At 65.6% G+C, this 22,547-nt stretch carries 16 protein-coding genes and 1 tRNA gene; 5 read left to right on the forward strand and 12 right to left on the reverse strand.

Features of this window, described 5'->3' with window-relative positions; genetic code table 11:
• The first annotated feature begins 378 nt into the window (after positions 1–378).
• Positions 379–1,047 carry a hypothetical protein gene (locus AAYO93_RS11470; RefSeq protein WP_345761323.1) on the forward strand — a complete coding sequence of 223 codons (669 nt, stop codon included), beginning with the start codon at positions 379–381 and terminating at the stop codon, positions 1,045–1,047.
• Between the two features lie 48 nt (positions 1,048–1,095).
• On the opposite strand, the gene AAYO93_RS11475 is transcribed toward AAYO93_RS11470, so the two are convergent.
• Positions 1,096–1,386, reverse strand: coding sequence for a hypothetical protein (locus AAYO93_RS11475; RefSeq protein ID WP_345761324.1), 291 nt, complete (start codon positions 1,384–1,386; stop codon positions 1,096–1,098).
• 88 nt (positions 1,387–1,474) lie between these two features.
• On the opposite strand from AAYO93_RS11475, the gene AAYO93_RS11480 reads away from it, so the two are divergent.
• The gene (locus tag AAYO93_RS11480) at positions 1,475–2,032 is read left to right on the forward strand and encodes a hypothetical protein (protein ID WP_345761325.1); all 558 of its coding nucleotides are present in this window, start codon (positions 1,475–1,477) and stop codon (positions 2,030–2,032) included.
• 42 nt (positions 2,033–2,074) lie between these two features.
• On the forward strand, positions 2,075–2,983 hold the full coding sequence (gene ppk2, locus AAYO93_RS11485) for a polyphosphate kinase 2 (protein ID WP_345761326.1): 909 nt from the start codon (positions 2,075–2,077) through the stop codon (positions 2,981–2,983).
• A gap of 46 nt (positions 2,984–3,029) precedes the next feature.
• Here ppk2 and AAYO93_RS11490 read toward each other — a convergent pair whose 3' ends face one another.
• A complete protein-coding gene (locus AAYO93_RS11490; protein ID WP_345761327.1) occupies positions 3,030–3,377 on the reverse strand; it encodes a nuclear transport factor 2 family protein in 348 nt (115 codons plus the stop codon).
• 231 nt (positions 3,378–3,608) lie between these two features.
• Here AAYO93_RS11490 and AAYO93_RS11495 point away from each other — a divergent pair, with 231 nt between their 5' ends.
• Positions 3,609–4,658, forward strand: coding sequence for a hypothetical protein (locus AAYO93_RS11495; RefSeq protein WP_345761328.1), 1,050 nt, complete (start codon positions 3,609–3,611; stop codon positions 4,656–4,658).
• Between the two features lie 365 nt (positions 4,659–5,023).
• Here AAYO93_RS11495 and AAYO93_RS11500 read toward each other — a convergent pair whose 3' ends face one another.
• Together AAYO93_RS11500 and AAYO93_RS11505 are read right to left on the reverse strand one after the other, a co-directional pair.
• Positions 5,024–6,571 (reverse strand): carboxylesterase/lipase family protein, encoded by a 1,548-nt coding sequence (locus tag AAYO93_RS11500; protein ID WP_434056630.1) that lies wholly within the window; start codon positions 6,569–6,571, stop codon positions 5,024–5,026.
• Between the two features lie 64 nt (positions 6,572–6,635).
• A complete protein-coding gene (locus AAYO93_RS11505) occupies positions 6,636–6,848 on the reverse strand; it encodes a hypothetical protein (RefSeq protein WP_345761329.1) in 213 nt (70 codons plus the stop codon).
• Between the two features lie 299 nt (positions 6,849–7,147).
• On the opposite strand from AAYO93_RS11505, the gene AAYO93_RS11510 reads away from it, so the two are divergent.
• Entirely contained in the window at positions 7,148–11,341 is a 4,194-nt protein-coding gene (locus tag AAYO93_RS11510; protein ID WP_345761330.1) for a BTAD domain-containing putative transcriptional regulator, read from the forward strand.
• A 297-nt stretch (positions 11,342–11,638) separates the two neighbouring features.
• On the opposite strand, the gene AAYO93_RS11515 is transcribed toward AAYO93_RS11510, so the two are convergent.
• The 8 genes from AAYO93_RS11515 to AAYO93_RS11550 form a co-directional block, all read right to left on the reverse strand.
• Positions 11,639–11,712: transfer RNA gene (locus AAYO93_RS11515), tRNA-Pro, on the reverse strand.
• A 116-nt stretch (positions 11,713–11,828) separates the two neighbouring features.
• Positions 11,829–13,763 carry a beta-mannosidase gene (locus AAYO93_RS11520; protein ID WP_345761331.1) on the reverse strand — a complete coding sequence of 645 codons (1,935 nt, stop codon included), beginning with the start codon at positions 13,761–13,763 and terminating at the stop codon, positions 11,829–11,831.
• A 36-nt stretch (positions 13,764–13,799) separates the two neighbouring features.
• Positions 13,800–14,639: a carbohydrate ABC transporter permease gene (locus AAYO93_RS11525; protein ID WP_345761332.1), complete on the reverse strand. Its 840-nt coding sequence runs from the start codon at positions 14,637–14,639 to the stop codon at positions 13,800–13,802.
• Complete coding sequence (locus AAYO93_RS11530; RefSeq protein WP_345761333.1) at positions 14,632–15,624, reverse strand: carbohydrate ABC transporter permease; 993 nt, start codon at positions 15,622–15,624, stop codon at positions 14,632–14,634. Before AAYO93_RS11530 ends, AAYO93_RS11525 begins: the two co-directional genes overlap by 8 nt.
• Positions 15,625–15,707: 83 nt before the next feature.
• On the reverse strand, positions 15,708–17,003 hold the full coding sequence (locus AAYO93_RS11535; protein ID WP_345761334.1) for an ABC transporter substrate-binding protein: 1,296 nt from the start codon (positions 17,001–17,003) through the stop codon (positions 15,708–15,710).
• 133 nt (positions 17,004–17,136) lie between these two features.
• Complete coding sequence (locus AAYO93_RS11540) at positions 17,137–18,138, reverse strand: LacI family DNA-binding transcriptional regulator (RefSeq protein WP_345761335.1); 1,002 nt, start codon at positions 18,136–18,138, stop codon at positions 17,137–17,139.
• A 286-nt stretch (positions 18,139–18,424) separates the two neighbouring features.
• Positions 18,425–20,059 carry a chitinase gene (locus AAYO93_RS11545; protein ID WP_345761336.1) on the reverse strand — a complete coding sequence of 545 codons (1,635 nt, stop codon included), beginning with the start codon at positions 20,057–20,059 and terminating at the stop codon, positions 18,425–18,427.
• Positions 20,059–22,431 carry a glycosyltransferase family 2 protein gene (locus tag AAYO93_RS11550; protein ID WP_345761337.1) on the reverse strand — a complete coding sequence of 791 codons (2,373 nt, stop codon included), beginning with the start codon at positions 22,429–22,431 and terminating at the stop codon, positions 20,059–20,061. The genes AAYO93_RS11545 and AAYO93_RS11550 overlap by 1 nt, the downstream gene beginning before the upstream one ends.
• Positions 22,432–22,547: the final 116 nt, after the last annotated feature.

Raw genomic sequence — 22,547 nt, forward strand, 5'->3', positions numbered from 1 at the left:
CCCGGCTCGGACGCCGGGTCAGTGCTGGGTTCGAATGGGGTCGCCGATTCCAGGACGTCCTTGGGCGTCGCGATTGCTCCGCGCTTCGGCCTCCGGGTAACGGTGGCTTTTGCCGTCGGCTGCTCTTTTGCCGTCGCCGGCTCTTTGGCTGCCGGCTGGCGCTTTGCCGCCGGCCGGCCTTTTGCCGTCGGCTGGTCCTCGGCTTCAGATCCCCCGGCCCGTGCATTCACGAGTGCCATCTCCCCAGTGAGACGTCGACGAACAGTCCTTCTGCGCGACGAACTTCGGCGCATGGAAAGGCGTTCCAATCGACCCCCGATAAATCCTCACTTTATCACAGAGTGGACGAATGGTTCTACTCCGATCAGGAGATTGCCCATGTGCAACGATCGGGAGGAGACAGGGTGGTGGTTTTCGATGAGGTCTTCCGTTCCGATACCCGGCAATCCGTGGCCGCGCGACATGCGCCTCACGATCGAGAACGATTCACAGACGCTGCACGAACTCCTGTGGATCCGCGAGGCGTGGGCCCTCCCTCTCCCCTTGGACGATCCGCCTCGTCTGGTGGACACGCCTCAGCCCATGAGCCGGAGGGATCGCCTTATTGCGCCGAATCAGGAGTGGACGTCGGAATGGGTGCGACTGTGGGACGCGTGCGTTCTCCATGCTGCAACGCCACGCGATCCCGCTCTTCTGGAGCGGCTCTCTCACGACGCTATTGATCCCGAGGAACGAATCGAGCTGCTAGGACAGCTCTACGGCCCGTCGTGGCGAGGACATTTCGGCGACGCGGCATTACCGGATGCGTACAACGCTTGGGATGAGAAAGTCAGGCCGTCTGAATTGCCCGACCTCGCGTCGCCGGAACGAGACGCGTTGGATGCGCTGATCCCGGCATGGGAGCACGGGCTGACGCAGATCGTGGTCATCCCGTGCGTGGGCGATTACGCCAGACGCGTCCGCGACCATGGTCTGCTGGTCACCGCAACGACGCGAAACACACCCTCGCTTTACGAAGCAGCGCTCCGTGGATATGTGCGCCAATGAAGGCTTTCGGGCGCGGCGCCCTTCCACACGGGTGCTGAAGAAGTGCGCTCAGAGTCGGCGGAACCACCGACCGCCAACACGCTCGGTCAGACGCCATGCGCCCGTCTGCGCGAGCCCCCGGAGGCGCGCAACGGCGTGCTCCGCGACCGGGATCGCGTCCTCGACCCCATCCGCAGTGAAACGCACGGTCACCCTGGCCTCGCGGGCCACCACGTCGAGGCTGGACGCCTCGACGACCGTCCGCTCGGCCACGGCGTCGGCGACGGCGGGCAGGACAGCATCTGCGCGGACGCCCGGTCGAAGAAGACCGACAGCCACGATGACACGGAAGGACGGCACCTTTCGAGACTACTTGGGAGGATCCGGGCAAGCGTGATCATGCTGTCGGTGGGAGGATGTGATCGCGTCACAGATGAGGAGAAAACTCATGAGTGCAACAGCCACCGATGCCTTCCATCGGCCACGCGTCACCCCTGTAGGAACTGCCGTTCGCGGTGCGGTCGCAGGTCTGATCGGCACCATGGCGATGGACCTCTGGTTGTACGGCCAATACCGGCGAGAACACGGAAGCGAACCCTTCCTTGAATGGGAGTTCTCTGCCGACGTCACCGACTGGGACAAAGCTCCCGCACCGGCCCAGGTCGGACGACGCGTTGTCGAAGGACTCTACGAAGTCACGCTCCCCGACGCACGCGCTGCACTCGCCAACAACCTCATGCACTGGGGATATTCAGTCTCGGCAGCTGTGGGCTACACGATGGTCTCCGCTTCGCTACATAGACCTCGAACCGGCTACGGGCTGATCTTCGGCGCAGGCATGTGGGGCCTCAGCTACGCCATCCTGACGCCGATGCACCTCTACAAACGCATCACCGAGTACGACGCCAAGACCCTCGGAAAGGATCTGGTCGCGCACCTCGTGTACGGAGTGGGCACGGCGGCCGCCGTCTCACTGCTCTTGTCTCACGGGCGCAGCCGCCGGTGACGATTCGCTGAATCAGAAGCTCCACAAGCGACAGGAGAAACGATGGCAGATGACAGGCCCGCAACCGACCTACGCGAGTACATCGAGCATTTGCGTGCGACCGGGTACACGGTCCAGGGCGGGCACACTGCTGACCCAGACCTGATCGACCCGGAAGGCAACCCGGTCTACACCTGGCAGGAGGGATACCCGTACTCGGAGCGGATGACCCGCGAACGGTACGAACTCGAGAAGTACCAGCTTCAGGTGGAGTTGCTCAAGTTCCAGTACTGGCTCGAAGACAACGACCGCCGCGCTGTCATCGTCTTCGAGGGTCGGGATGCGGCGGGCAAGGGTGGGACGATCAAACGGTTCACCGAACATCTCAATCCGCGCACCTCCCGGGTCGTCGCCCTGTCGAAGCCGAACAGCCGGGAGCGAGGCGAATGGTACTTTCAGCGTTACGTTCAGCACCTCCCCACGGCTGGCGAGATCGTCATGTTCGACCGCTCCTGGTACAACCGGGCGAACGTCGAGCGCGTCATGGGGTTCTGCACCGATGAGGAGTACGAGACTTTCATGCTCCAGGCGCCCGCGTTCGAGAAGATGCTCATCGACTCGGGCACCCACCTCACCAAGTTCTGGTTCTCGGTGTCGCGAACGGAGCAGCGCACACGTTTCGCCATGCGCCAGCTCGACCCGGTGCGCCGATGGAAACTCTCGCCGATGGATATCGCCTCACTGGACAGGTGGGACGACTACACGGCGGCGAAGGAAGAGATGTTCCGTCGCACCGACAAGCGGCATGCACCCTGGACGATCGTGCGCTCGAACGACAAGAAGCGCGCCCGCGTCAACGCGATGCGCTATTTCCTCAGCCAATTCGACTACGAAGGCAAAGACCCTGCGGTCGTGAAACGGCCCGACCCGCTGATCGTCATGCGCGGAAAACAGCTCGACGCAGACGAATAGGCGGCGGATGCGCTGAGCGAGCGTGCGTCGAGGCGAGGGCTCTGCCCTACCTCAGGTATACGTAGAGCGAGCCGATGCGCCCGTCGCGGATGATCGCGACGTCCGTTCCGTTGACGACGGGCTCGGTGCCGGCAGGACCGTACGACCACTCGAGAGTGGCGAGGTCCTGGACTTCGTGGAACCGTCCGGGCACGAACACGAATCCGGGAGTTCGGACGTGAAGCTCGCGGATCTTCTCATTGATGACCTCGAGGCCGATGACCACTCCGTCGTGGTCGGCGAAGCGAGCATCCGGCGCATAGAGCGCCGTTAGGAGCGGAAGACGCAGCGACTCATCCCGCTCATTGAAGACGCCGAGCAGGTTGCGATGGAGCATATCCTCGAAGTTGGTCACACTTCTGTCTACACCCCTCACTGACGTGAGCTAATCTCACGAACGTGTTGACAGAAGTCTGAGAGAACTGACAGAATCCGAGGCACGCAGACGGTCGGTTCTAGTGAGCCTCCGAAAGCTCCGCCTTCCGATCGTGACGCGCTCTGCATGACGTCGTCACAGCCGCTTCTCTCCCGTGGTGACGGGCTATGCGTCGCGCCCAGAAGGGGCGTGAACCAGAGAGCAAGGCTCATGCGTACGCACACAACATCCCTCGTCGCCGTCTTCGTCGCCGCATCCACTCTGATGCTCGCCGGATGCACGGCGCCGACATCGGAGACGGCCTCTACTTCTTCGCCGGTGCCATCGGTCGCGAAAGTGACGCTGCACGTCGGCACAGACGACGATGTCGACGCGCCGGCCGCAAAAGAAATCCTCCAGTACGCGGATGATGTGCACCGGCTCTCCGACGGGGCGATCACCATCCTCGGTGCCTGGCATTCCGCCGGCGACACAGCCAACTGGGACCAAGCGGTTGCGCAGCAAGTCATCAGCGGCGAAGTCGAAATGGGTCTGATCCCAACCCGGGCCTGGGACATGCTCGGAGTCACCTCACTCGAACCGCTCAACGACCCGTTCCTGATCCAAAGCGATGACCTTGTGAAAACGATTGTCACCGGGCCGATCGCCGCCGACCTGATGGCGGGTCTGCCCGACAAGGGTGTGACCGGAATCTCCTTGTTCCCAGAAGGTTTGCGGCACCCGTTCGCCAACGCGAAGCCCCTCCTCAAACCCGCCGACTACAAGGGCGGCACGATGCGGGCGGCGACCTCGGCGGCTTCGACCGCCCTGTATGGCGCCTACGGCGCCAAGGTCACCGACAACGAGTCCGATACCGTCTTGCAGATCGGCACGGATTCCTCCTTCCTACTCGGCAACGAAGAATCCACGGCTACCGGGAATGTGACCTTCTACCCAAAGGTCAACGGGCTCGTGATCTCGTCAAAAGTCCTGGCCATGCTGTCGCAGGCCCAGAAAGATGTGCTCATCCAAGCCGCGAAAGACACCCAGAAATGGACATTCACACACATCGCCGATGAGAAGGCCAGTGCAAAAGTATTCTGCACCGCCGGCGGGTCCATCACCGCAGCGTCCGCCGAAGGCCTCGCCGCCCTCCAAGCAGCGGCAGCCCCGGTCGGCGCAACGCTCGCATCCCACGGCACCAACCAGAAGGTCATCGACGCCATCAGCGCAGCGGGTGGCGGCAAGCCTGCCCCCGACCCCGTCACTGCGTGCCCGTAGTTTCAGGCGGACGTCGGAAGGGTTGTGTCCCGACGTATGGTCGCGGCCCAACCCTCTGACTTGGACGTGGGCTGTTTACGAAACCTGCTAGCTCAACGATCGTGCCGGCCCTCTAATCTTGTTTTCCTCCAACCCGACCAACTCTTTCCTCCACATATCGCTTGCATTAGTGCGCACTCCGAAGTAGGCGCGAAATGACCACCAGGGTCTCCCGACTGAGGTGAGTACAAAGCACCAGGATGCTGACGCGAGGTACTTCATGATTGGCATAGCCAACCTCCTGGGCTTCGGCGAACACGCGCGGGACTCTCGCCGCCTCTAATGACAGCGGGTCCAGTAGCGGCGTGCCGACATCGCGTCGAACATCAAGAGTGCAATTGCAGCACTTCGAACTGATGAGCTGACCAAAGTTTCCGCGCCCGCTCCTCCGGATAGGGCAACTGCTGGGGTCCCGCGCCAGAGGCGAAGACTCCCGTCAATCGCTCCGGGTCACTGAATGCCGCCCAGCCGGGGTCACCTTCTGCGGCGAATGCCGTCCACGAGGCCTGAAGCAGTCTCGACATCTCCGCCGACTCCTCGGGCGGTCGCTCCCCGAACAAGTCTGGGGCCGCCTCGAGATTTCCAAAGACGAGTGGCACATCAAGGTAATGGCAAGCACCGAGAGCCCCGTTCGATGCGGGCGCCGAGTAGGTCAATTCATACAGGTGCGCCTTTCCGCCGCCTCCGGCCTGTGCCTGGGCCAGCTTCAGGGACGGCATACGCAAAAGCCAATCCGATTGCACGATAGTGAAGAGATCCTCCGGCGTCGCGTCGGGGTAGGTGGCGCGAACCGCTTGGGCGCCGCCAGGCTGAGGCCCGAACGTGTCGAGGGCCCACTCGGCGTCTTCGTCAACGATCTGTCCGGCCAGCCCAGTCATCGCAAGAAATAGTCTCCATTCATCACGAGTGTGACCAATGAGCAACGACACGTCCTTTGCGACGCCGGCCTGAAGTGCCGACAACGGGTCCAATGGCAACGCGTCACCATCAACCACCGGCGAAAATGCGGTGACGGTGCCAGCCATCGGACCCCATCTCGTGGCCAACTCACCTGCGCGCCCATAGATTGGTCCCATCCTGGCGTCTAACGCCAGCCCTGCCTCGGCCAGCGCATCCGGGGAAACGTCGCACAGGGCTGCGGCGGTTGGCAACAGTCCCAATGGGGACACCAACTCGCGAGCAATGTCGCGCGCAAGCTCGCGCGTGAGATAAATGCAAGGACAGCTCTGCGCAATCGCTCGTGTGAAGAGTCCGCGCGCAGCCGGGGCAACGAGGAGGTTTGCCACCGCACCAGCACCGGCCGATTCTCCAAAAATCGTGACCGCGTGACTTTCACCGCCGAACTTCGAGATATTCTCCTGGACCCACCGAAGCAATTCGATCTGGTCCAGTAGCGCCCGATTCTCCGGCGCGCCGCCCAACGACGCGTACCCTTCCATGCCGACACGATGATTCGCAGTGACCACGACAACGCCAGACTGAGCGAGTTTCCGTCCATTGATGTCGGGCGAACTGCTGGAGCCGGCGCGGTATCCGCCGCCATAGATGTACACCATAACGGGCAGACCGCGGGCGCCGGGATCAGGCGTCCACACGTTCACCGTGAGCCACTCGTCGGCGTTGTGACGTCTAGTCGGGCCAGAACTCGGCATTTCAGAATCAGCGATTGGCATCTGCGGAGGCGGCGGACCGAAAACGTCCGCCTCTCGCGTCCCCTCCCAGCGTTCTGGCGGTTCGGGTGCTTGGAAACGAAGGAGTCCGACAGGCGGAGCCGCGAATGGAATGCCCAGAAAGGTGCAGATTCCCTGCGCTTCGTGTCCTCGTACCGTGCCACTCGAGGTCAGGACGGAGATTGCTCCCTGGCTCGTCGTCATCTCGCTCCGATCGCAACGGCTGGCGCACGCGTCTGACCGTGTGCTGTGTCCTTACGCGAATCCCTCACAGGTGCGCCACGGGACGGTGGCCGTGATTAGTTCGGCCGAAAACCGCCCACCACGCGACGCTCAGCTTGCGCCGTGCGTCGACGACCGGTCGGCGGGACGATACGGTCGCGCCCCGGTCTGCCTGCGAGAGACGCAGTTCGTTCTCGCGCGCCAGGGTCGCCGCGCGGCGGGAGTCAATGCGGGAGGCGACGAAGGTGTCGTAGTTCATGATCTTTCCCTTCTACAAGCAGAACGGCAGGGTCACGGACTCGCCCGCGCAGTACTCACGAGCGAACTCGAGACTTGCGAGCCCCTCGGTGACGAGGCGCTCAGCGCACAGGTCGTGCGCGCGGGACCGCCAAGTCGGAGATGCGGACGACGGGTGCGGTCGGCGATGTGACTGTGAGGTGTGCATGCGTCCACGATCGCGTGGCGCGGTACTCGATCCCTCCTCGGCCGGTACTCGTCCGATACTCGCCGACAGCGACGAGCCTTGACGGCCTTCCGGATCGCGCCCACACTGTCCTCATGACCGTGAAGGTACTCGGTCCATTGGATACGGGGACCGAGCACACCCTAAGTCCGCGAGAGCGCGTCTTTCTCTCCGCACTGATAGTGCTGGCGGGTCGTACCGTCGCCACCGGCGAGCTAGCCGAGGCGTACTGGGGCGCGGACCTCCCGCGCACGTGGATGCAGCAAGTCAAGACATCGGTTGCGCGAATCCGTGCCGACCTCGGATATGGCGCGGTAATCACGCGAGGCTCGGAGTACACCCTCGGCCTCGACTCTGCGACGATCGACGCGTTCGAATTCGAACGCCTTGTCTCCGACGCCCGCAAGCACGCGATCCACGACGAGAACGACAGGGCGGTGGCCGCATACCGGAGGGCGCTCGCGATGTGGCGCGGCGCACCGTACCCCGAGCTGGCCGACTGGGAACCGGCTGCCGTCGAGGCCGAGAGGCTGGTCGAGATCCGCCGCAGTATCGAGGAGGAGCTGCTCGAGTCCAGGCTCGCGGAGGGCGAGCACAGCGCCGTCGTCGCCGACGCGGAGCGGCTGGTGCGCGAGTCACCGCTGCGCGAGAACCGCTGGGCGATCCTCGCGATCGCCAACTACCGCGCCGGCAGGCAAGCCGAGGCGCTGTCGAGCATCCGGACTGCGCGGGCGCGACTCGCAGACGACCTCGGCATCGACATCGGTGATCAACTGCGCGCGCTCGAATCGTCAATGCTGCAGCATGATCCGGCGCTGGCGCCGACCAAGCCGCTGCATCGCGTGAGCGACACCTGCCCCTACCGCGGCCTCCAGCCCTTCTCGCCAGCCGACACGGAGGACTTCTTCGGACGAGATGCCGACATCGATGCCATCCGCGAACGCGTGCGCGAGGGATCGCTCACCGTCGTCGTAGGCGCCTCCGGATCGGGCAAGTCCTCGCTCGTGCTGGCCGGGGTGCTGCCGCGCATCGCCGACGGACGACGCATCGCGGTGATCACGGCGGGTCGGGATGCCGCGATCGATCTGCGCGCTCGGATCGAACTGGGCGGACCAGCCGATATCGTGGTCGTCGATCAAGCCGAAGCGGTACTCCAGCTACCCGAGCGCGAACGCGCTGAACTGTGCAGTATCGTCGCAGAGGTGCTTGCCGGCGGGTCGACCGTGCTCATGACGCTGCGCAGCGACTTCCTCGACCGCGCAACGGGTCTCCCACACATTGGTGGTCTGATCGGCCGTGGCGTGTATGCCATCGGACCGCTCGATGCCGACGGTCTGCGTGAGGCGATCGAGCGCCCGGCCGCCCGCGCCGGCCTGCGGCTCGAGCCGGGGCTGGTTGAGCTGATCGTGCGGGATGCCGCTGATCGGCGCACCACCCTCCCCCACGTCTCTCACGCCTTGGCGGAGTCCTGGGTCCGACGTGAAGGAGCGACCCTCACGGTGGCCGGGTACGAGGCATCCGGTGGCATCACGGGCGCCATCGCCCAGTCGGCCGAGACGCTGTACCGCTCCCTCGACGCCCGCAACGCCAGCGCATGCCGGTCGCTCATGCTTCGCCTCGTGCACCGCGGCGCCGATGGCGCGTCCGTGCGACGCACCGCCTTGCTCGCGCCCCTCGTCGCCGACCCGGCGTGGCGTGGGGTTCTCAATCGCCTCGTGGCCGCCCGCCTGCTCACGACCGACGGCGACGACGTCACGGTCGCTCACGAGGCGCTCGCGACGGCGTGGCCGCGCCTGGACCAATGGCTGGAAGAGGATGCCGAGGGCGCTCGTCTCGTGGCGACGGTCGCCACCGCGGCCGAACTGTGGAACGGTTCGGGTCGGCGAGACGATGACCTCTTGCGCGGTGCCCGGCTGCAGGCAGCGCTGGACTGGCCAGACGGGTCCGAGCCGGATCTCACCACGGTGGAACGGGAGTACCTCGACGCGTCCGCTGAACGGGAGCGAGACGAGATCCGCGAACTTGCGGGGCGCGCTGCTCGCGACAAGCGCAACAACCGCCGGCTGCGTTGGGCGATGGCGGGTGTGGGCGTGCTGCTGGTCGCAGCGATATTCGGCGCCGGACTTGCCGGGGTGCGAGGCGGAGAAGCGGAGCGTGCTGCAGAGGACGCTCGCATCGAGGCACTCGTGGCGACGTCCCTCTCGCTGCTTGACAACGACCGGGAGACGGCAGCCCTGCTCGCGGCGGAGACGTACCGGCGCTGGCCCGACGATCCCCGGGTGCGCTCCGCGCTCTGGGGGGTCATGACGAGCACGGCCGGTCTCGTCGACACGCACCATGACGAGGGTGCACTCTTCCCCTCGATGGACATGCTCCCAGGCACGAGGACGGCGCTGCACGTCTCGTCCGGCCAGGACCGCACGGATCAGCCCGCCGTCGAGGTCGTCGATGTCGCCACGGGCGACGTCCTCCGAACTTTCGATCTCGGTCTCCCTGATGCACCGCCGGGCTGGGTCCGCGCCGTCGAGGTGAATGCCGACGGATCCATCGCGGCGATCCAATCGCCCGTCTACCCGGATCCCTCGAACACCGACGAGTGCTGCTGGACCCACCTCACGTTCTTGGATCTCACGACCGGTGAGCCGCTGCCCAGCACGGGGCTGGTTCGCGCGCAGACGTCGCCGACCATGACCTTCGACACAGCGGGGCGGACTCTGTACGTCGCGCAACCGGTCACCGCGGACATCATCGCGGTCGACACGACAACGGGCGAGGTGCGCTCGAGCGCTGCGATCTTCGATGACCATCCGAAAGGGATCGAAAACTTCTTCGGTGTGACGCTCCTCGACGACCGCCTTGTCGCTGTCGGTGCTGGCGACCGTCTCCGCCTGTACGATCTCGCGACGCTCGCGCTGATCCGAACCATCCCGCTCGAGGGGGACGTATCGAGTATGGATGTCATCACCGACGGCCAGGGAGGCATCGTGTCGACGGGATGGGACGGCACGGTGCGCGTCCTCCTCGCCACGGGCGAAACCCTCTGGCGACGGTTTCCAGATCCGACGCGAAATTGCTACTCCCTGCACCTCGCAACGGACACGACCATGGCGTGCGGGTCATACGAAGGAGTTGCACTCGTCGATCTTGCGACAGGCGAAACGAGAAGGGTACAGGCCGCGCTTCAGCTGAATGAATTTCCGACGTTTGAAACGATCGATGACGGAACCCTTCTCGTGTCCGTGAGCGAACCTCCGATCTGGATGCGCTGGCGGATCGACGGCGGTGGCACCGGTTCGGGCGTCGTCGCGAAGGGGCGCGAACTCGTGGATGGTCCGGAAAAGGGAGGATCGCTCGTCGTCACCCAGCCCGTCGGCGGTGGCGGGCGCATGCAACTGTGGGACCTGGAGCGCGACGCCCCGGTCGGCGAGGAGGAGGATCTGATCGTGCCGCTCGGCTCCGGTGTCGTGGCGAAGTACCCCCACTATGACTCGGAGAATCAGTCGGGCGAGCCGCGGCTGGAGCGTCAATCGACGGGCGAAAGGATTTCGCTTCGTATCCCCGGGTTGCCGAGATCCTTCAACGTCCTGCCTGGCGGATGGGATCCTCCCGCCTTCGCCTGGTGGCCGGACGGCATCGTCGCCTTCGACCCGTCCACGGGCAAGCCTCTGGGGCCCGTCATGACGGTGCCGGACGGTCAGTTCAGTGTCCTCTCGGCGAGCGAGACACCCGACTCGGCACTCGCTGTGGTCACGTGGTCGGTCGACCCGCCTCACTCGGAGACCGGTGTCTTCGATATCTCGACCGGAAAGCTTCTCGCGCGCGGCCTCTATGACCTCGATTCAAGCCACGCGCTCGACGGCGATCAGTTGATCGGTGTCGCGCCGGACTATGCGCGCCGCTACGACATCCACACCCTCGAGCCGATCTCGGCCCTCCCCCGAGCGATCGGCGGTGGTCAGGCCACGTCAGTCAGCACCGATGGCCGTACCCTCCTCAACGTCGGCTACAACAACGCGCTCACGCTGTACGACCTGACGGCAGACATTGCGCTCGCCACTCCGCTCGACAGCGATGCCCCGGGGGCGCGCCTGCGGGGTGGATACCTCACCGCCGACGGCGAGACCCTGCTCGAGGCTCTCCCCGACGGTATCCGCGTCTGGGACCTGCGCCTGGCTGAGCAGGCGTCACAGGCGTGCGCATTGGCGGGGCGCGAACTGACGGAGGAGGAGTGGTCGACATACTTCCCCGGCGAGGAGCGCATAGCAACGTGCGCCGCGCTCACGTCCTAGCGCTCGTGACATGCACAAGGCTGCCACAAGGGCGACCTTTCCATGCCTAGTCGGACTGCGCCCCACCGAATTTGCATTGGGCTGGACTCCGTCGACCGACGGCTGTGGAAGGGTTGGGTCCCGACGCATGGTCGGGACCCAACCCTCTGTCTTTGAACGTCGGGCTGCGCCCATCGGCACGGCCGTGAAGCCGCTGCGCGGCTCCTCGGAACCGGCGCGATGGGACCCAATAGTCAGCAGCGAGTGATGAAAAAGGGAAGGGTCGCCTTGCAGGCGACCCTTCCCTTTTTCAGAACGTCGGGCTGACAGGATTTGAACCTGCGACCCCTTGACCCCCAGTCAAGTGCGCTACCAAGCTGCGCCACAGCCCGAAGTCATCCGACGCCCGACGTTTTCAGCCGAGAGTCGAAGACAACTTGTCCATAGTACCGTGTCGGGCGGGGGCCGACGCACACCCACCGAGCACGCAAACGGAGACCAAGAGACGTCAGTCGAAGGCGAGCACGCGGACTGCTACGCCATACGGGTCGAGGGAAATGGACGCATCCGACGGCGAGCCGTCGAGCGCGACCAGCGTGCCGGGAACGACAGGCGTGAAGGTCACGGGGTCGGGGTGCTGGGAGACGAAGAAGACGAAGCGGCGGCCGTCGGTGTGGACGAGGGAGTCGACGAAGATGCGGGGGTCGTCGACCTGCACGTCGCGCTCGACGCCTGCGACGTCGGCGAGCGCGTCGTAGAGGCGCCAGGTCTCCTCGGGGTTGATGCGGCCCAGCACGGAGGCGAAGTACTCGAAGGGGTAGGTGCTGAGGACCGCCCTTCCGGTGCCGTGACGTTTGACCACGATGACGGGACGACCCTCGGAGTCGACGGCCACCACCTCCCCGTCCGTCACGGACACCGGAAGGAACGTTCGGGAATGCTCGTTGCCGGCGACGCGGAAACTCAGCGAGGAGCCGGCGGCGAGCGAACCGAAGGGAGCGACGAAGGTGACGCCGACCTCGGACCCTGCCTCGAGAGGCTCGACGAGACCGTAGGAGAGTTCGCGGGTGACACCGAAGAGTTCCTCGGTGTAGATCCACCACGGGCCGCGCTGGGCACCGCTCTCGCCGGCGCAGTACGAGGCGTAGACGGTGGCGCCACCGGCTGCGAGCTCCGCCAGCTTCAGCCAGGAGGGGCCGGTCAGTTGTTTGATCGAGGGCAGGAGATACAGGCCGTATCCGGAAGGGATGCCGCCGTCCTCGGCCTCGCGCACGACAGCGACGGGGATGTGCGCTTCGTGCGCTGCGACATACGCCTGTTCGCCGGCGGCGACGATGAGCTGCCGCTCGGACTCATTGGTGAAGGGGTAGTCGGCGGCGAGGTAGGAGCCGACGACGATGGCGGCGTCGACGGGGGCGCGGCGAGCGTTCGGCAGGTCGACCGATGCGAGGGTGTCGGCGAAGGCGGCCAGCTCGAGAAGCGGGGGCTTGGGTCGGCCGGTCGAGTCGGTGATGCCGAAATGCAGCTCGAACGGATGGTGCGAGTACGGCCGCTGCCCGATGATCGTGTCGTAGTCGGTGTTGTTCCACGCGATCCAGCCGGTGGCGCCGGCGAGCAGGGTGTTGTGCAGCAGCTGCCGGTAATAGGATGCGGCACCGGCCGGCGAGACGAAGTCGCTGGTCAGCCCGAACTCCTCCATGATGATCGGCTGCTCGGAGATGGCGCACAGCTCGGCGATGAACGCAGCCTTGAGGTGCTGGCGGATCTGGTCCGTCTCCATCCGGTACACGTGCGGGCCGATGAAATCGGTCACCCCCGCGAGGTCGACGGCCGAGAAGCCGTTGTCGTGGCCGGTCGTCTCGATGCCCCACGCACCGTCGCCGATCGAGACGGGCTGGGTGCCGCCGCCGGCACGCACGGCGTTCACGAGGATCTCGGCCCACGCGGCGACGACCGGCCGCGGAGCCTCTCCCCCGTAGATCGGCATCTCGTTGGTGATCAGCCACCCGGCGATCGCGGGATGCTCGGCGAACCGTGCCGTCAATTCGCGCACGTACCAGGACTGGCGACCGACGAACCAGATGTCGGAGTAGAGGTCACGGCCTCCCCGCCAGGCGGGGTCCCAGTTCTCCCCCGACATGTGTCCGACCAGGAAGGTGGGCACAGTGGTCAGGCCGAACTCGAGGTGCGCATCCAGAAAGTCCTGGAAGTTCGCGATGCACTGCTCGTCGAGCAGATCGGGCTCCGGATGGAAGTCGGGCCAGTAGAAGAAGGAACGCGTCAGGTTCAGACCGTGGTCGGCCAGAACGCGCAACTCCTCACGCACCACGGCGGGGTCGTATGTGGTCCACATGAGCGGTCCACCGCTGCGCGACCAGAAGTTGGCGCCGAGCCAGATCGCGGGTGTTCCGTCGACGGAGAGCAGGGGGGAAGGGCGTTCCATGGCTTCTTTCTTCGAGACGATGCGTAAAGGCCGCGACTACTTGACCGCACCGGCGGTGAGGCCGGCGACGAAGCTCCGCTGCAGCAGCAGGAAGGCGACGACGATCGGGATGCTCACCACGAGCGAGGCGGCCATGATCTGGTTCCAGTAGACGTTGGTCTGAGTCGAATACAGCTGCAGACCGACTGCGAGCGTGCGGTTCGCATCGGTGGTCATGACGGATGCGAACAGCACCTCACCCCAGCTGGTCATGAAGGCGTAGATGGCGACGGCGATGATGCCGGGCCTCGCGGCCGGAAGCACCACATGCCAGAGCGCACCCATCGGACCGCTGCCGTCGACCTTGGCCGCTTCGTCGAGTTCGCGAGGGATGCCATCGAAGTAGCCGGCCAGCATCCAGATCGCGAACGGGAGGGCGAAGGTCAGGTAGGTGATGACGAGACCGAAGCGGGTGCCGACGAGCTGGATGCCGACAGCCTGGTTGATGTTGACGAAGATGAGGAAAAGCGGCAGCAGGAACAACACGCCGGGGAACATCTGCGTAGACAGCACGGTCGTCGTGAACACTGTCCGGCCTTTGAACCGGTACCGCGAGACGGCGTAGGCGGCGAAGATCGCGATGACCACGCTGAGGATGGTCGCCGACCCGGCCACGATGAGGCTGTTGACGAAATAGTCGGCCAGCGGAATGGTGCTCCACATGTCGACGAACGCCTGGAACGAGATGTTCTTCGGCCACCAGGTGAAGGACGCCTGCACTTCGGGCAGCGTCTTCATCGAGGTCGTCACCATGACGTAGAGCGGAACCACCGTGAATATCGTCAGTACGACGAGGACGACCCAGCGGAACACTTTCGAGGGGGCTGTCTCACGCACGCTGCGACCTCCGGTTGATGACGAGCAGGTAGATGCCCGTGACGATGAGCAGGAAGATGAGCAGGAGCACCGACATCGCGGCTCCTGAGCCGAAGTTCCAGGTGAGGAACGACGCGTTGTAGATGTGGAACGAGATCAGGTCACCGGCTGCAGGTTGGGCGGTGCCGAACAGCACATACGGTGTATTGAAGTCGTTGAACGTCCATAAGAACATCACTAAGACGAGCACCGTGTTCACCGGCCGCAGCATGGGAACGGTGATCGCGCGCCACTGACGGAACGGCTTTGCGCCATCGACAGCGGATGCTTCGTACATCTCTTCTGGGACGCTCTGCAGTCCGGCCATCAGCATCAGGAACGCGAACGGCCACAGCCGCCAGATCGCGACGACGACGATCGAGATGAAGGCGTTGCCGCCGAGGAGCCAGAACGGCCTGCCTCCCGGGATCGCGAGGTTGTCGAACAGCAGATGGTTGATCGCGCCGGTGTCCTTCTGGAACATGAACTTCCACGCGATGATCCCGGCGTACATCGGGATGGCGTACGGCACCAGGAAGAGGGTGCGGAAGAAGCCGCGGCCCCAGAACTTGCGCTGCAGGGCGACGGCGGCGGCCATCCCGAGACTCCACGAGATGCCGACGACCAGGATCGTGAAGCCGCAGGTCACGAGGAACGACTGCAGCAGACCCGCCCCGACGGCGCCGTTGAAGTCGAGGGCGACCCGGTAGTTCTCGAGCCCGACGAACGGCGCCGCGCTCCAGTTGGCGATGAAGAATTTCGTCAGTTTGAGGAGGCTGATCCAGAGCCCTGTGAGCATCGGGATGACGTGGATGAAGATCTCGAAGATGATGGCCGGGGCGAGCAACGCGAACGGCAGCCACCACCCTTTCGGCCGCGGGCGCTTAGGACGCTTGACCGGGCCCTTCGTCTTGGTGCCAGCAGGGCTGGCGCTGCGGGGTATCTCCGCTGATGTCGTCGTCGACATGGAAACCTGTTTCACTCGTGGTCGGAAGTGAGAGGCGGTCCGTCGCCGTGGTGGACGGCGACGGACCGCCGTGGATGGTGCGACTACATGCCGGCCTTGACCTGATCCTGCGCGGTCTTCAGCGCCGCCTTGATGTCGGACTGGGAGACGGTTCCACCGGTCGCGATCTTGGCGAACATGTCGTTCATCGCCTTACCGACAGTGTTCTCGAACTGGTCCTCAGCGGGAACCAGCGGGAGCGGCTTCGACATGGTGTTGTAGATCTTCTGGAACGTCGCGGCCTCTTCGGCGTTGTCGGTGAAGACGGCCTTCGCGCCGTTGAGCACGGGAAGCGAGGAATACGGCTTGCCCAGGGTGGTCTGGGTTGCTTCGCTCGTCATGTACTTGACGAACTTGAGCGCCGCATCCTTGTTCTTCGTGTTCTTCATGATCGACAGGTTGATGCCGGCGACGTGGCTCGCGACGGGCTGGCCGCCGGTCGGCGACGGCAGTGGCACGACACCGTACTGGTCGCTCTTCATGCCGTTGGCGACGATCGAGTTGTCCGCGTTGTTCTGGTTGAGGATCATTGCGACCTTGCCTGTGGCGAAGTCGTTGACCGCCTGCACGCCGTTGTCGTACTGCGCGTTGGCTGGGTTAACGACCTTGGCGGTCTGCATCAGGTCGAGGAAGCGCTGGACGCCGGTGACGACGCCGTCAGACGTGAACGTCGGGTTGCCCTTGGAGTCGAACAGCTCGGCGCCGTTCTGTGCCGCGTTGATGAAGGCGAAGTGCGCGTTCTCGGTGTAGCTGCCCGCTGCGAGGGCGAAGCCGTATTTGCCGCCGGTGGTCAGCTTCTTCGCATCGGTGACCATGTCCTCCCAGGTTGCGGGCGGCGTGAGGCCGGCGTCACTGAACATCTTCTTGTTGTAGTAAAGGCCGTAGGCGAGGCCGTACAGCGGAACGCTGGTCACGGTCTTACCGGGCGCACCACCGGTGTCGAGCGCGGTCTTGACGAACTTGTCGGCGCCGCCGATGGCCTTCATGGCGGAGTCGTCGAACGGCAGGAATGCGCCGGTCGCCTGCAGCGACGCGGCCCACGTGTTGCCGATGTTGAGCACGTCGGGGCCCTGGCCACTGGTGACGGCGGTCTGGATGCGCGTCTGGAGATCGTTCCAGCCGATGACCTCGAGCTTCACCTTGATCCCGGTCTGCTTGGTGAACTCGTCGAGCACCGGCGTGAGCACCTGCTTGTCGTTGGCGAGGCTCGTGCCCTGGTTGCTCGCCCAGTAGGTGAGGGTCGAACCGCTCCCGGAGTTGTTCGAGTTGCCGCTGCATCCAGCGGCAACGAGGGCGACCGCGGCTGCGATCGCGCCGGCGAGAATGGCGCGTTTTCTCATGGTGACTTCCTTGTCTTCTCTTGGTGTGTGACCGTGCGTGGTCGGCGTCGGGCCTCCACCGAATATAACTGAACCGGTTCAGTTGTCAAGGCTTGTATTAGTGGCAATCCGCGGGTATGGCGTGTCGCCTCTGCTAAATGGCGACGCTGGTGCGGCGAACAACCAGTTCACTCGGGCGGGCGAGCGTCTCCGTCGGCCCCAGGCCGAGCAGCACTTCCAAGAGTACCCGGGTACTGCGGGCACCCTGCTCCTCCGGAAAACGATCGAGGGCCGTGATGGCCGGCGAAACGATGCGGCACAGCAGGGAGTCGTCCCAGCTGACCACTGCCACATCCGACCGTCCGAGGCTCCGCAGCGCGGCTGAAGCGCCGAGTGCGAGCAGGTCGCTCGAGGTCACGATCGCCGTGATCCCCGCATCCGCGCCGAGCTCCGCCAGCGCAGCGCTCTCGCCCGCCTCCATGCTGTAGTCGTTGTGGCGATGGGTCGCGCGGATTCCCGCCCGGGCACCGAGCTCGTCGAGCACCTCTCGGCGGTTGGCCTCGTGGACGAACTCGGCAGGGCCCGCGATGTGGAGGATCCGGTGGTGCCCGAGGCTCGCGAGATGGTCGACGATGAGTTGCGTGTCGTGGACGATGTCATAGGTGAGAACCCGCCCCGGCGCCACCTCCGGGTTGGCACCGTGCACCACGTACGCCATCCCCAGCTCGTCGAGCAGCGGAGGCCGCTCGTCGCCGTCGACCAGGTCGAACAGCATCACGCCGTCCACCCGGCCCTCGGCACTCCACCGGCGATAGGTGGCGACCTCGTCACGCGTGCTCGCCCCGACCATCCGGAGCAGCAGCGACTTGCCGGTCTCGGCCAGCACACTCTCGACCCCGGCCAGCAGGCTCATGTAGTACGGCTCCGAGCCGAGCAGTTCGGGATCGCGGCGCAGCACGATGCCGATGGCGTCGGTCCGCGACCGCGACAGTGCGCGTGCGCTCGAACTCGGATGCCACCCGAGCGACGTCGCCAGCTCCAGCACCCGGCGGCGCGTCTCATCGCTCACCCCCGGCTGTCCGTTCAGCGCGTACGACACCGACGCCTTGGACAGCCCGAGCTGATCGGCGAGTCCGCCGATGGTGACCCGGCTCATCCGGTGGTCCTTCCTGTGTGCAGCACAACCATAGTCGCGTGCGGCGCGTTCACTCCGGAACGGACTGCGCCGCCGCGCCGCGGGAACAAGCGTGCCGGCGGGGCCAGACGTGCACCACCCGATGCACACGAAGCCCCCGCCGGCACGGCATCCACCGTTGTACCGACGGCGCGTCTTTCAGCAGCCACCGGTCACGAGGCGAACGCCCCGGGACGACCACCCCGCAGCGGCGTCCCGAAGTCGTGCGTCGCCCGGGCGGGCTCGGGTGCGCCCGGGCGACGTCAGATCACTTTCCTGTCGTATCACCCGATCCGGCGGCCGGCGTCGCGGTGGAACCCGCGACGACGGCATCGATCTCGTCCTGGGTGAGCGGCGTCCACGGGGACGTGTCGGGGTCGCTCGAGGCGGCCTCGGGGCTGTCGCCCTGCGTCCACCACTTCGCCTGGAAAGGAACGCCGTCGAAGAGGATGCGCGCACCCTTGTCGTAAGTGGCGGTACCCGACCAGTCGGGGTAAGTCCCTGCAGGAAGCGTCGGCTGTGGGATGGGCGTCTCACCCGGCAGGACCGGGCCGACGAGATCCCATGGCGTCTCCCACGCGTTCAGCACGGGGTTGTCCGGAAGGTCGCCCTTCGTCCACCACTTCGCCACGTACACGTTGCGGTGCCAGACCACCTTCGTACCGGTCAGGTACGAGGCCGACGGCGACCAGATCGCGTACGGCGAGGTGGCCGGGTCGTCGGTCGCCTGGGCGGCCGCGGTCGGCTCCGACGTGGTGACGGCACGCTCGCCGAGGGCGATCCGCCCGTCGAATTTCGCCGACAGCACCGACGCGAACGTCGTCTTGCCCTGCTTCACGCCGCTGCACGCATCCGACACGATGGAGGTGTCCACGTAGTTCGACCCGCAGGTCTGGTCACGGTTCGCCGACCACATCGAGAGGCGTCCGACACCCTTCGAGACCGCCCACGCGTTGAAGGCCTTCGCGTCGGCGAGCGTGAAGATCTCGTCCTGCACGTCGTTCTGGCCGATCATCGGCGTCGCGCCCATCTTCGCCCAGAGGCTCGGGCCGCTGAGGTTGATGTGCGCTCGGGTGTAGAGCACGCCCAGCTGGTGCTGTGCGGCCGTGACGGAGTTCTCCGAGGCCTGCAGCATGCTCTGCTTCGCGTCCTTGGCCGTGCCGTAGTCCATCGTCATGACGTTGACGCCGGAAATGTCGACCTTGGCGGCGAGCAGTGCCGCGATCGCGTCCGTGGCGCCTGAGGGCATCCCGCTCGGCGTGACCGGAACGGTCACCCACACGGCCAGCGGCTTGCCGTCTGCGCGGCGCGCTTTCTGCAGTGCTGCGATGGCCGTTGCGCGGCGCTCCCCCGCGGCGGCGTTCGCCAGGCCGTCGCCCTCGAGGTCGAGGTCGATCGTGCCGGACTGGTACCGCTCGACGACGGTCTTGTACGCGGATTCGAGCGCGGTGACATCCGTGCATCCGACCGCGAGTTCCTGGTTCGCCTGGCCGCCGAACGACACGGCGACGCTTCCGCCCTGCTGCTCGAGCCGCGCGATGCGGCGGTCGAGGTCGAGGGATGCGCGCGCCTGGTCGAGGGTGTATGCACCGCCCCACGAGGGAGCGCACGCATCCTCTTTCGAGGACACGATGAACGAGAGCACAGCATCCGGCGTCTTCGTCGCACCGAGGTGCTCGAACGCGAACCGCGGTGTCGCAGTTACGTCGACGTAGCTGGCGAACCACGGTTTGGCGTCGACGTCGGCCTGCGCGCTCCACAGCTGGAAGCCGGCAAAGCCGCCGGCCGCGACGATCGCGACGACCACGGCTGCCCCGATGACACGCAGCGGAGACAGGCGGCGCTGGGGTTCGCGGGCAGCGCGAGCCTCGGGAGCCTGCGGCTCCCTCTGCACGACACTCATCAGGCGACCAGCCGTTCGGTGTTCGCGGTGACCGCTGCGTCGGAGGCCGTACCGGAGGCGTCCGAGTCGCTGGCGCCCTCCGCTGCCGTGCCGGCCTCGGTGACGAGCTCGTGCCCGGTCGTCGCGAAGTGCGGCACCGTGCCGTCGGCGTGACCGTGGTACAGCACGCTGCGCCAGTCGAGCACTTCGGCGTCGGTCGCGGCTTCCACCTTGACGCGCTTGCGGTTCTTCTCGACGTAGAGCGGCTTGGTGATGCCCATCCAGAAGTCGACGATCGAGTTGCCGATGCCGATGTAGGCGATGATCGCCCACGAGGCGAGGAAAGCGTTGAACGCGGCGAACGCGGCGTTACCCCAGTTCTGCGCGTTCACGTCGCGCCACAGGGTGAAGAGCGAGAACGCGACGATGAGCAGCGGGGTGATCACGTAGAGCAGCTGCACGGATGTGCGGTTCTTGACCTTCGGCGTGCGGGCGAACGGGATCTTCTTGCCGGTCAGCGCCTGCTGGATCGACTTGAGCACACCGGCCAGGTTCACCGGGAGGAGGATCAGGTTGAACCCGTAGATGCGGAACACATCCGACCCTTTGTAGCCCGCGTAACGTAGATCGCTGGCCATCGCGAGGAAGTACGGCAGCGCCGCCAGCAGCACGACCGGGCTGAGGAGCCGTCCGTCGTACGGATACGCGAGCAGGAAGACGAGTCCGAAGCTCGCCCAGGCGATCGAGGCCATGTAGTTGAGCCGCAGCATGAGTTCGGTGCGCGAGACGAGTTCTCCTCGGCGTTTGCGTTCGCGCACCTGGCGCCACAGCTTCGGCATGATGAGGAGGCCGCCGTTCGCCCACCGGCGACGCTGCACGATCAAGGACCCGAAGTCCGGCGGCGTGGCCGAGTAGCTGAGGCGCTCCGGGTAGTTCACGAGCGTCCAGCCGTGGGTTCCGAGGTCGATGCTCGACTCCGTGTCCTCGATGACGGTGCGGTCCTGGATGAACCGGCGCACCTCGAAGCCGCCGACGAACTCGGTCTCGACGATGTCTTCGAGCGCGCGCTTGCGGATCACCGCGTTCGCGCCGACCCAGAAGGTGGCGCCGAAGTGGCTCATCCCCTGGTGCAGGATGTGCTGGATGTCCGTGGTCGCGCCGGCGAGGCGCTCGATGCGGGTGCCGGCGCCGCGGAACGACGAGTACGGCGTCTGCGTCACGGCGACCCGCGCGTTGTCCGGCTGCTGCAGGAAGTACACGAGGCGCAGGCAGTAGTCGCGCAACAGGATCGAGTCGGCGTCGAGTGTCAGCAGGAAGTCGCTGTCCGGGATGCGGAGGTCGCCCGGCTTGCGGTCGGTCACCGGCTTCAGGACGGGACCGTCCGGTGTCTCATCGAGGCGGTAGGTGCCGCCCATGAGCGCGATGTACGCGTTGAGGTTCATCGCCTTGTTGGCTTCGTGCGACGTCGAGGCGTACTTCTTGCGCTCGAAGACGGCCAGTTCGGCGTCGAAGGTCCAGGCGAGGCGCCGGTAGAGCTGGTTGACGCGGTCGGCGGAGAGCGCCGCGCCCTCGTCCGCAGCGGCCGCGACAGCCTCGCCGGTGAGGGCGAGTTCGTCGGCGAGCGCACGCAGCACCTGGTCGGCGAAGAACAGGTCGACGTGGTCGTCGACGGCCTCGCGGTCGGCCACGTCGCGCAGCCAGCCGGCCGCCCAGGCGTACTCGTCGGCGAGCGCAGATGCTTCGGATCCGTCGACGAACGCGGCCTCGGAGCGCTCGAGCTCGAATCGGAGCAGGGCGTCGCCGAAGCGGAGCCGCGGTTCGGCGAGCAGGTCCATGATGTCCCCGGCGAGCGCGCGGGTCTCGTTGAGTTGCGCCGCGACCGCGGAGTCGGCCGGGTACGGGTTGTCGTCGAGCAGCAGCACGACCCGCAGCGACGGGTACTCCTGCAGCGCGGCGGAGAGCAGGGTGGCGCGCACGACGTGCGGCTCCTCCGCGTAGGACGGCACGAGCACGGTCATCGACGACTGGTGGTCGGCGAAGTGCCGGTCCAGTTCCGCGCGCGGAACGCGCACGTGCTTGCTGAACCGCTGAAGGGCGCCCTGGCGCGCGATGAGGTACATCAGCGCGGAGAAGGTGAGGAACGTGACGACCACGACGTAGCCGATGGCTTCCATCGTGAAACGGAAGTTCTGGGTTCCGCTGTCGAGGAACTGCCGGATGATCGTCGTGACGACATAGATCACCCAGAAACTCACGGTCAGCACGATCGCAATGCGGCTGAAAGTGATCTTCCGGTCCGAGGGGCGGGGGTGGACCGTGGGAAGGGGTTCTGTGCGGCGCTCGGCGCCGAACTGTCGTTTTCGGGCAGGCTGATATGTACTTGTAGAGCTCATTTTCGGGTAAGCGTCCTTGAGGTGGAGGGCCCGCACATTTCGGGTCTGTGCGGTCGGGAGCCCTCTTCTCACAGTGTAGGGGATGCGATAGACCGTTTTGTCTGTCCCCATGCCCC

This window comes from Diaminobutyricibacter sp. McL0608, from assembly GCF_039613825.1.
In the GTDB taxonomy this organism is placed as follows: domain Bacteria; phylum Actinomycetota; class Actinomycetes; order Actinomycetales; family Microbacteriaceae; genus Diaminobutyricibacter.

What these genes read in the sequence shown, in the direction of transcription:
- AAYO93_RS11510 (WP_345761330.1), top strand. Translation starts at nt 7,148, where the DNA reads ATGACCGTGAAGGTACTCGGTCCATTGGATACGGGGACCGAGCACACC.
- AAYO93_RS11495 (WP_345761328.1), top strand. Translation starts at nt 3,609, where the DNA reads ATGCGTACGCACACAACATCCCTCGTCGCCGTCTTCGTCGCCGCATCC.
- AAYO93_RS11535 (WP_345761334.1), bottom strand. Translation starts at nt 17,003, where the DNA reads ATGAGAAAACGCGCCATTCTCGCCGGCGCGATCGCAGCCGCGGTCGCC.
- AAYO93_RS11470 (WP_345761323.1), top strand. Translation starts at nt 379, where the DNA reads ATGTGCAACGATCGGGAGGAGACAGGGTGGTGGTTTTCGATGAGGTCT.
- ppk2 (WP_345761326.1), top strand. Translation starts at nt 2,075, where the DNA reads ATGGCAGATGACAGGCCCGCAACCGACCTACGCGAGTACATCGAGCAT.
- AAYO93_RS11480 (WP_345761325.1), top strand. Translation starts at nt 1,475, where the DNA reads ATGAGTGCAACAGCCACCGATGCCTTCCATCGGCCACGCGTCACCCCT.
- AAYO93_RS11540 (WP_345761335.1), bottom strand. Translation starts at nt 18,138, where the DNA reads ATGAGCCGGGTCACCATCGGCGGACTCGCCGATCAGCTCGGGCTGTCC.
- AAYO93_RS11545 (WP_345761336.1), bottom strand. Translation starts at nt 20,059, where the DNA reads ATGAGTGTCGTGCAGAGGGAGCCGCAGGCTCCCGAGGCTCGCGCTGCC.
- AAYO93_RS11530 (WP_345761333.1), bottom strand. Translation starts at nt 15,624, where the DNA reads ATGTCGACGACGACATCAGCGGAGATACCCCGCAGCGCCAGCCCTGCT.
- AAYO93_RS11500 (WP_434056630.1), bottom strand. Translation starts at nt 6,571, where the DNA reads ATGACGACGAGCCAGGGAGCAATCTCCGTCCTGACCTCGAGTGGCACG.
- AAYO93_RS11550 (WP_345761337.1), bottom strand. Translation starts at nt 22,431, where the DNA reads ATGAGCTCTACAAGTACATATCAGCCTGCCCGAAAACGACAGTTCGGC.
- AAYO93_RS11520 (WP_345761331.1), bottom strand. Translation starts at nt 13,763, where the DNA reads ATGGAACGCCCTTCCCCCCTGCTCTCCGTCGACGGAACACCCGCGATC.
- AAYO93_RS11505 (WP_345761329.1), bottom strand. Translation starts at nt 6,848, where the DNA reads ATGAACTACGACACCTTCGTCGCCTCCCGCATTGACTCCCGCCGCGCG.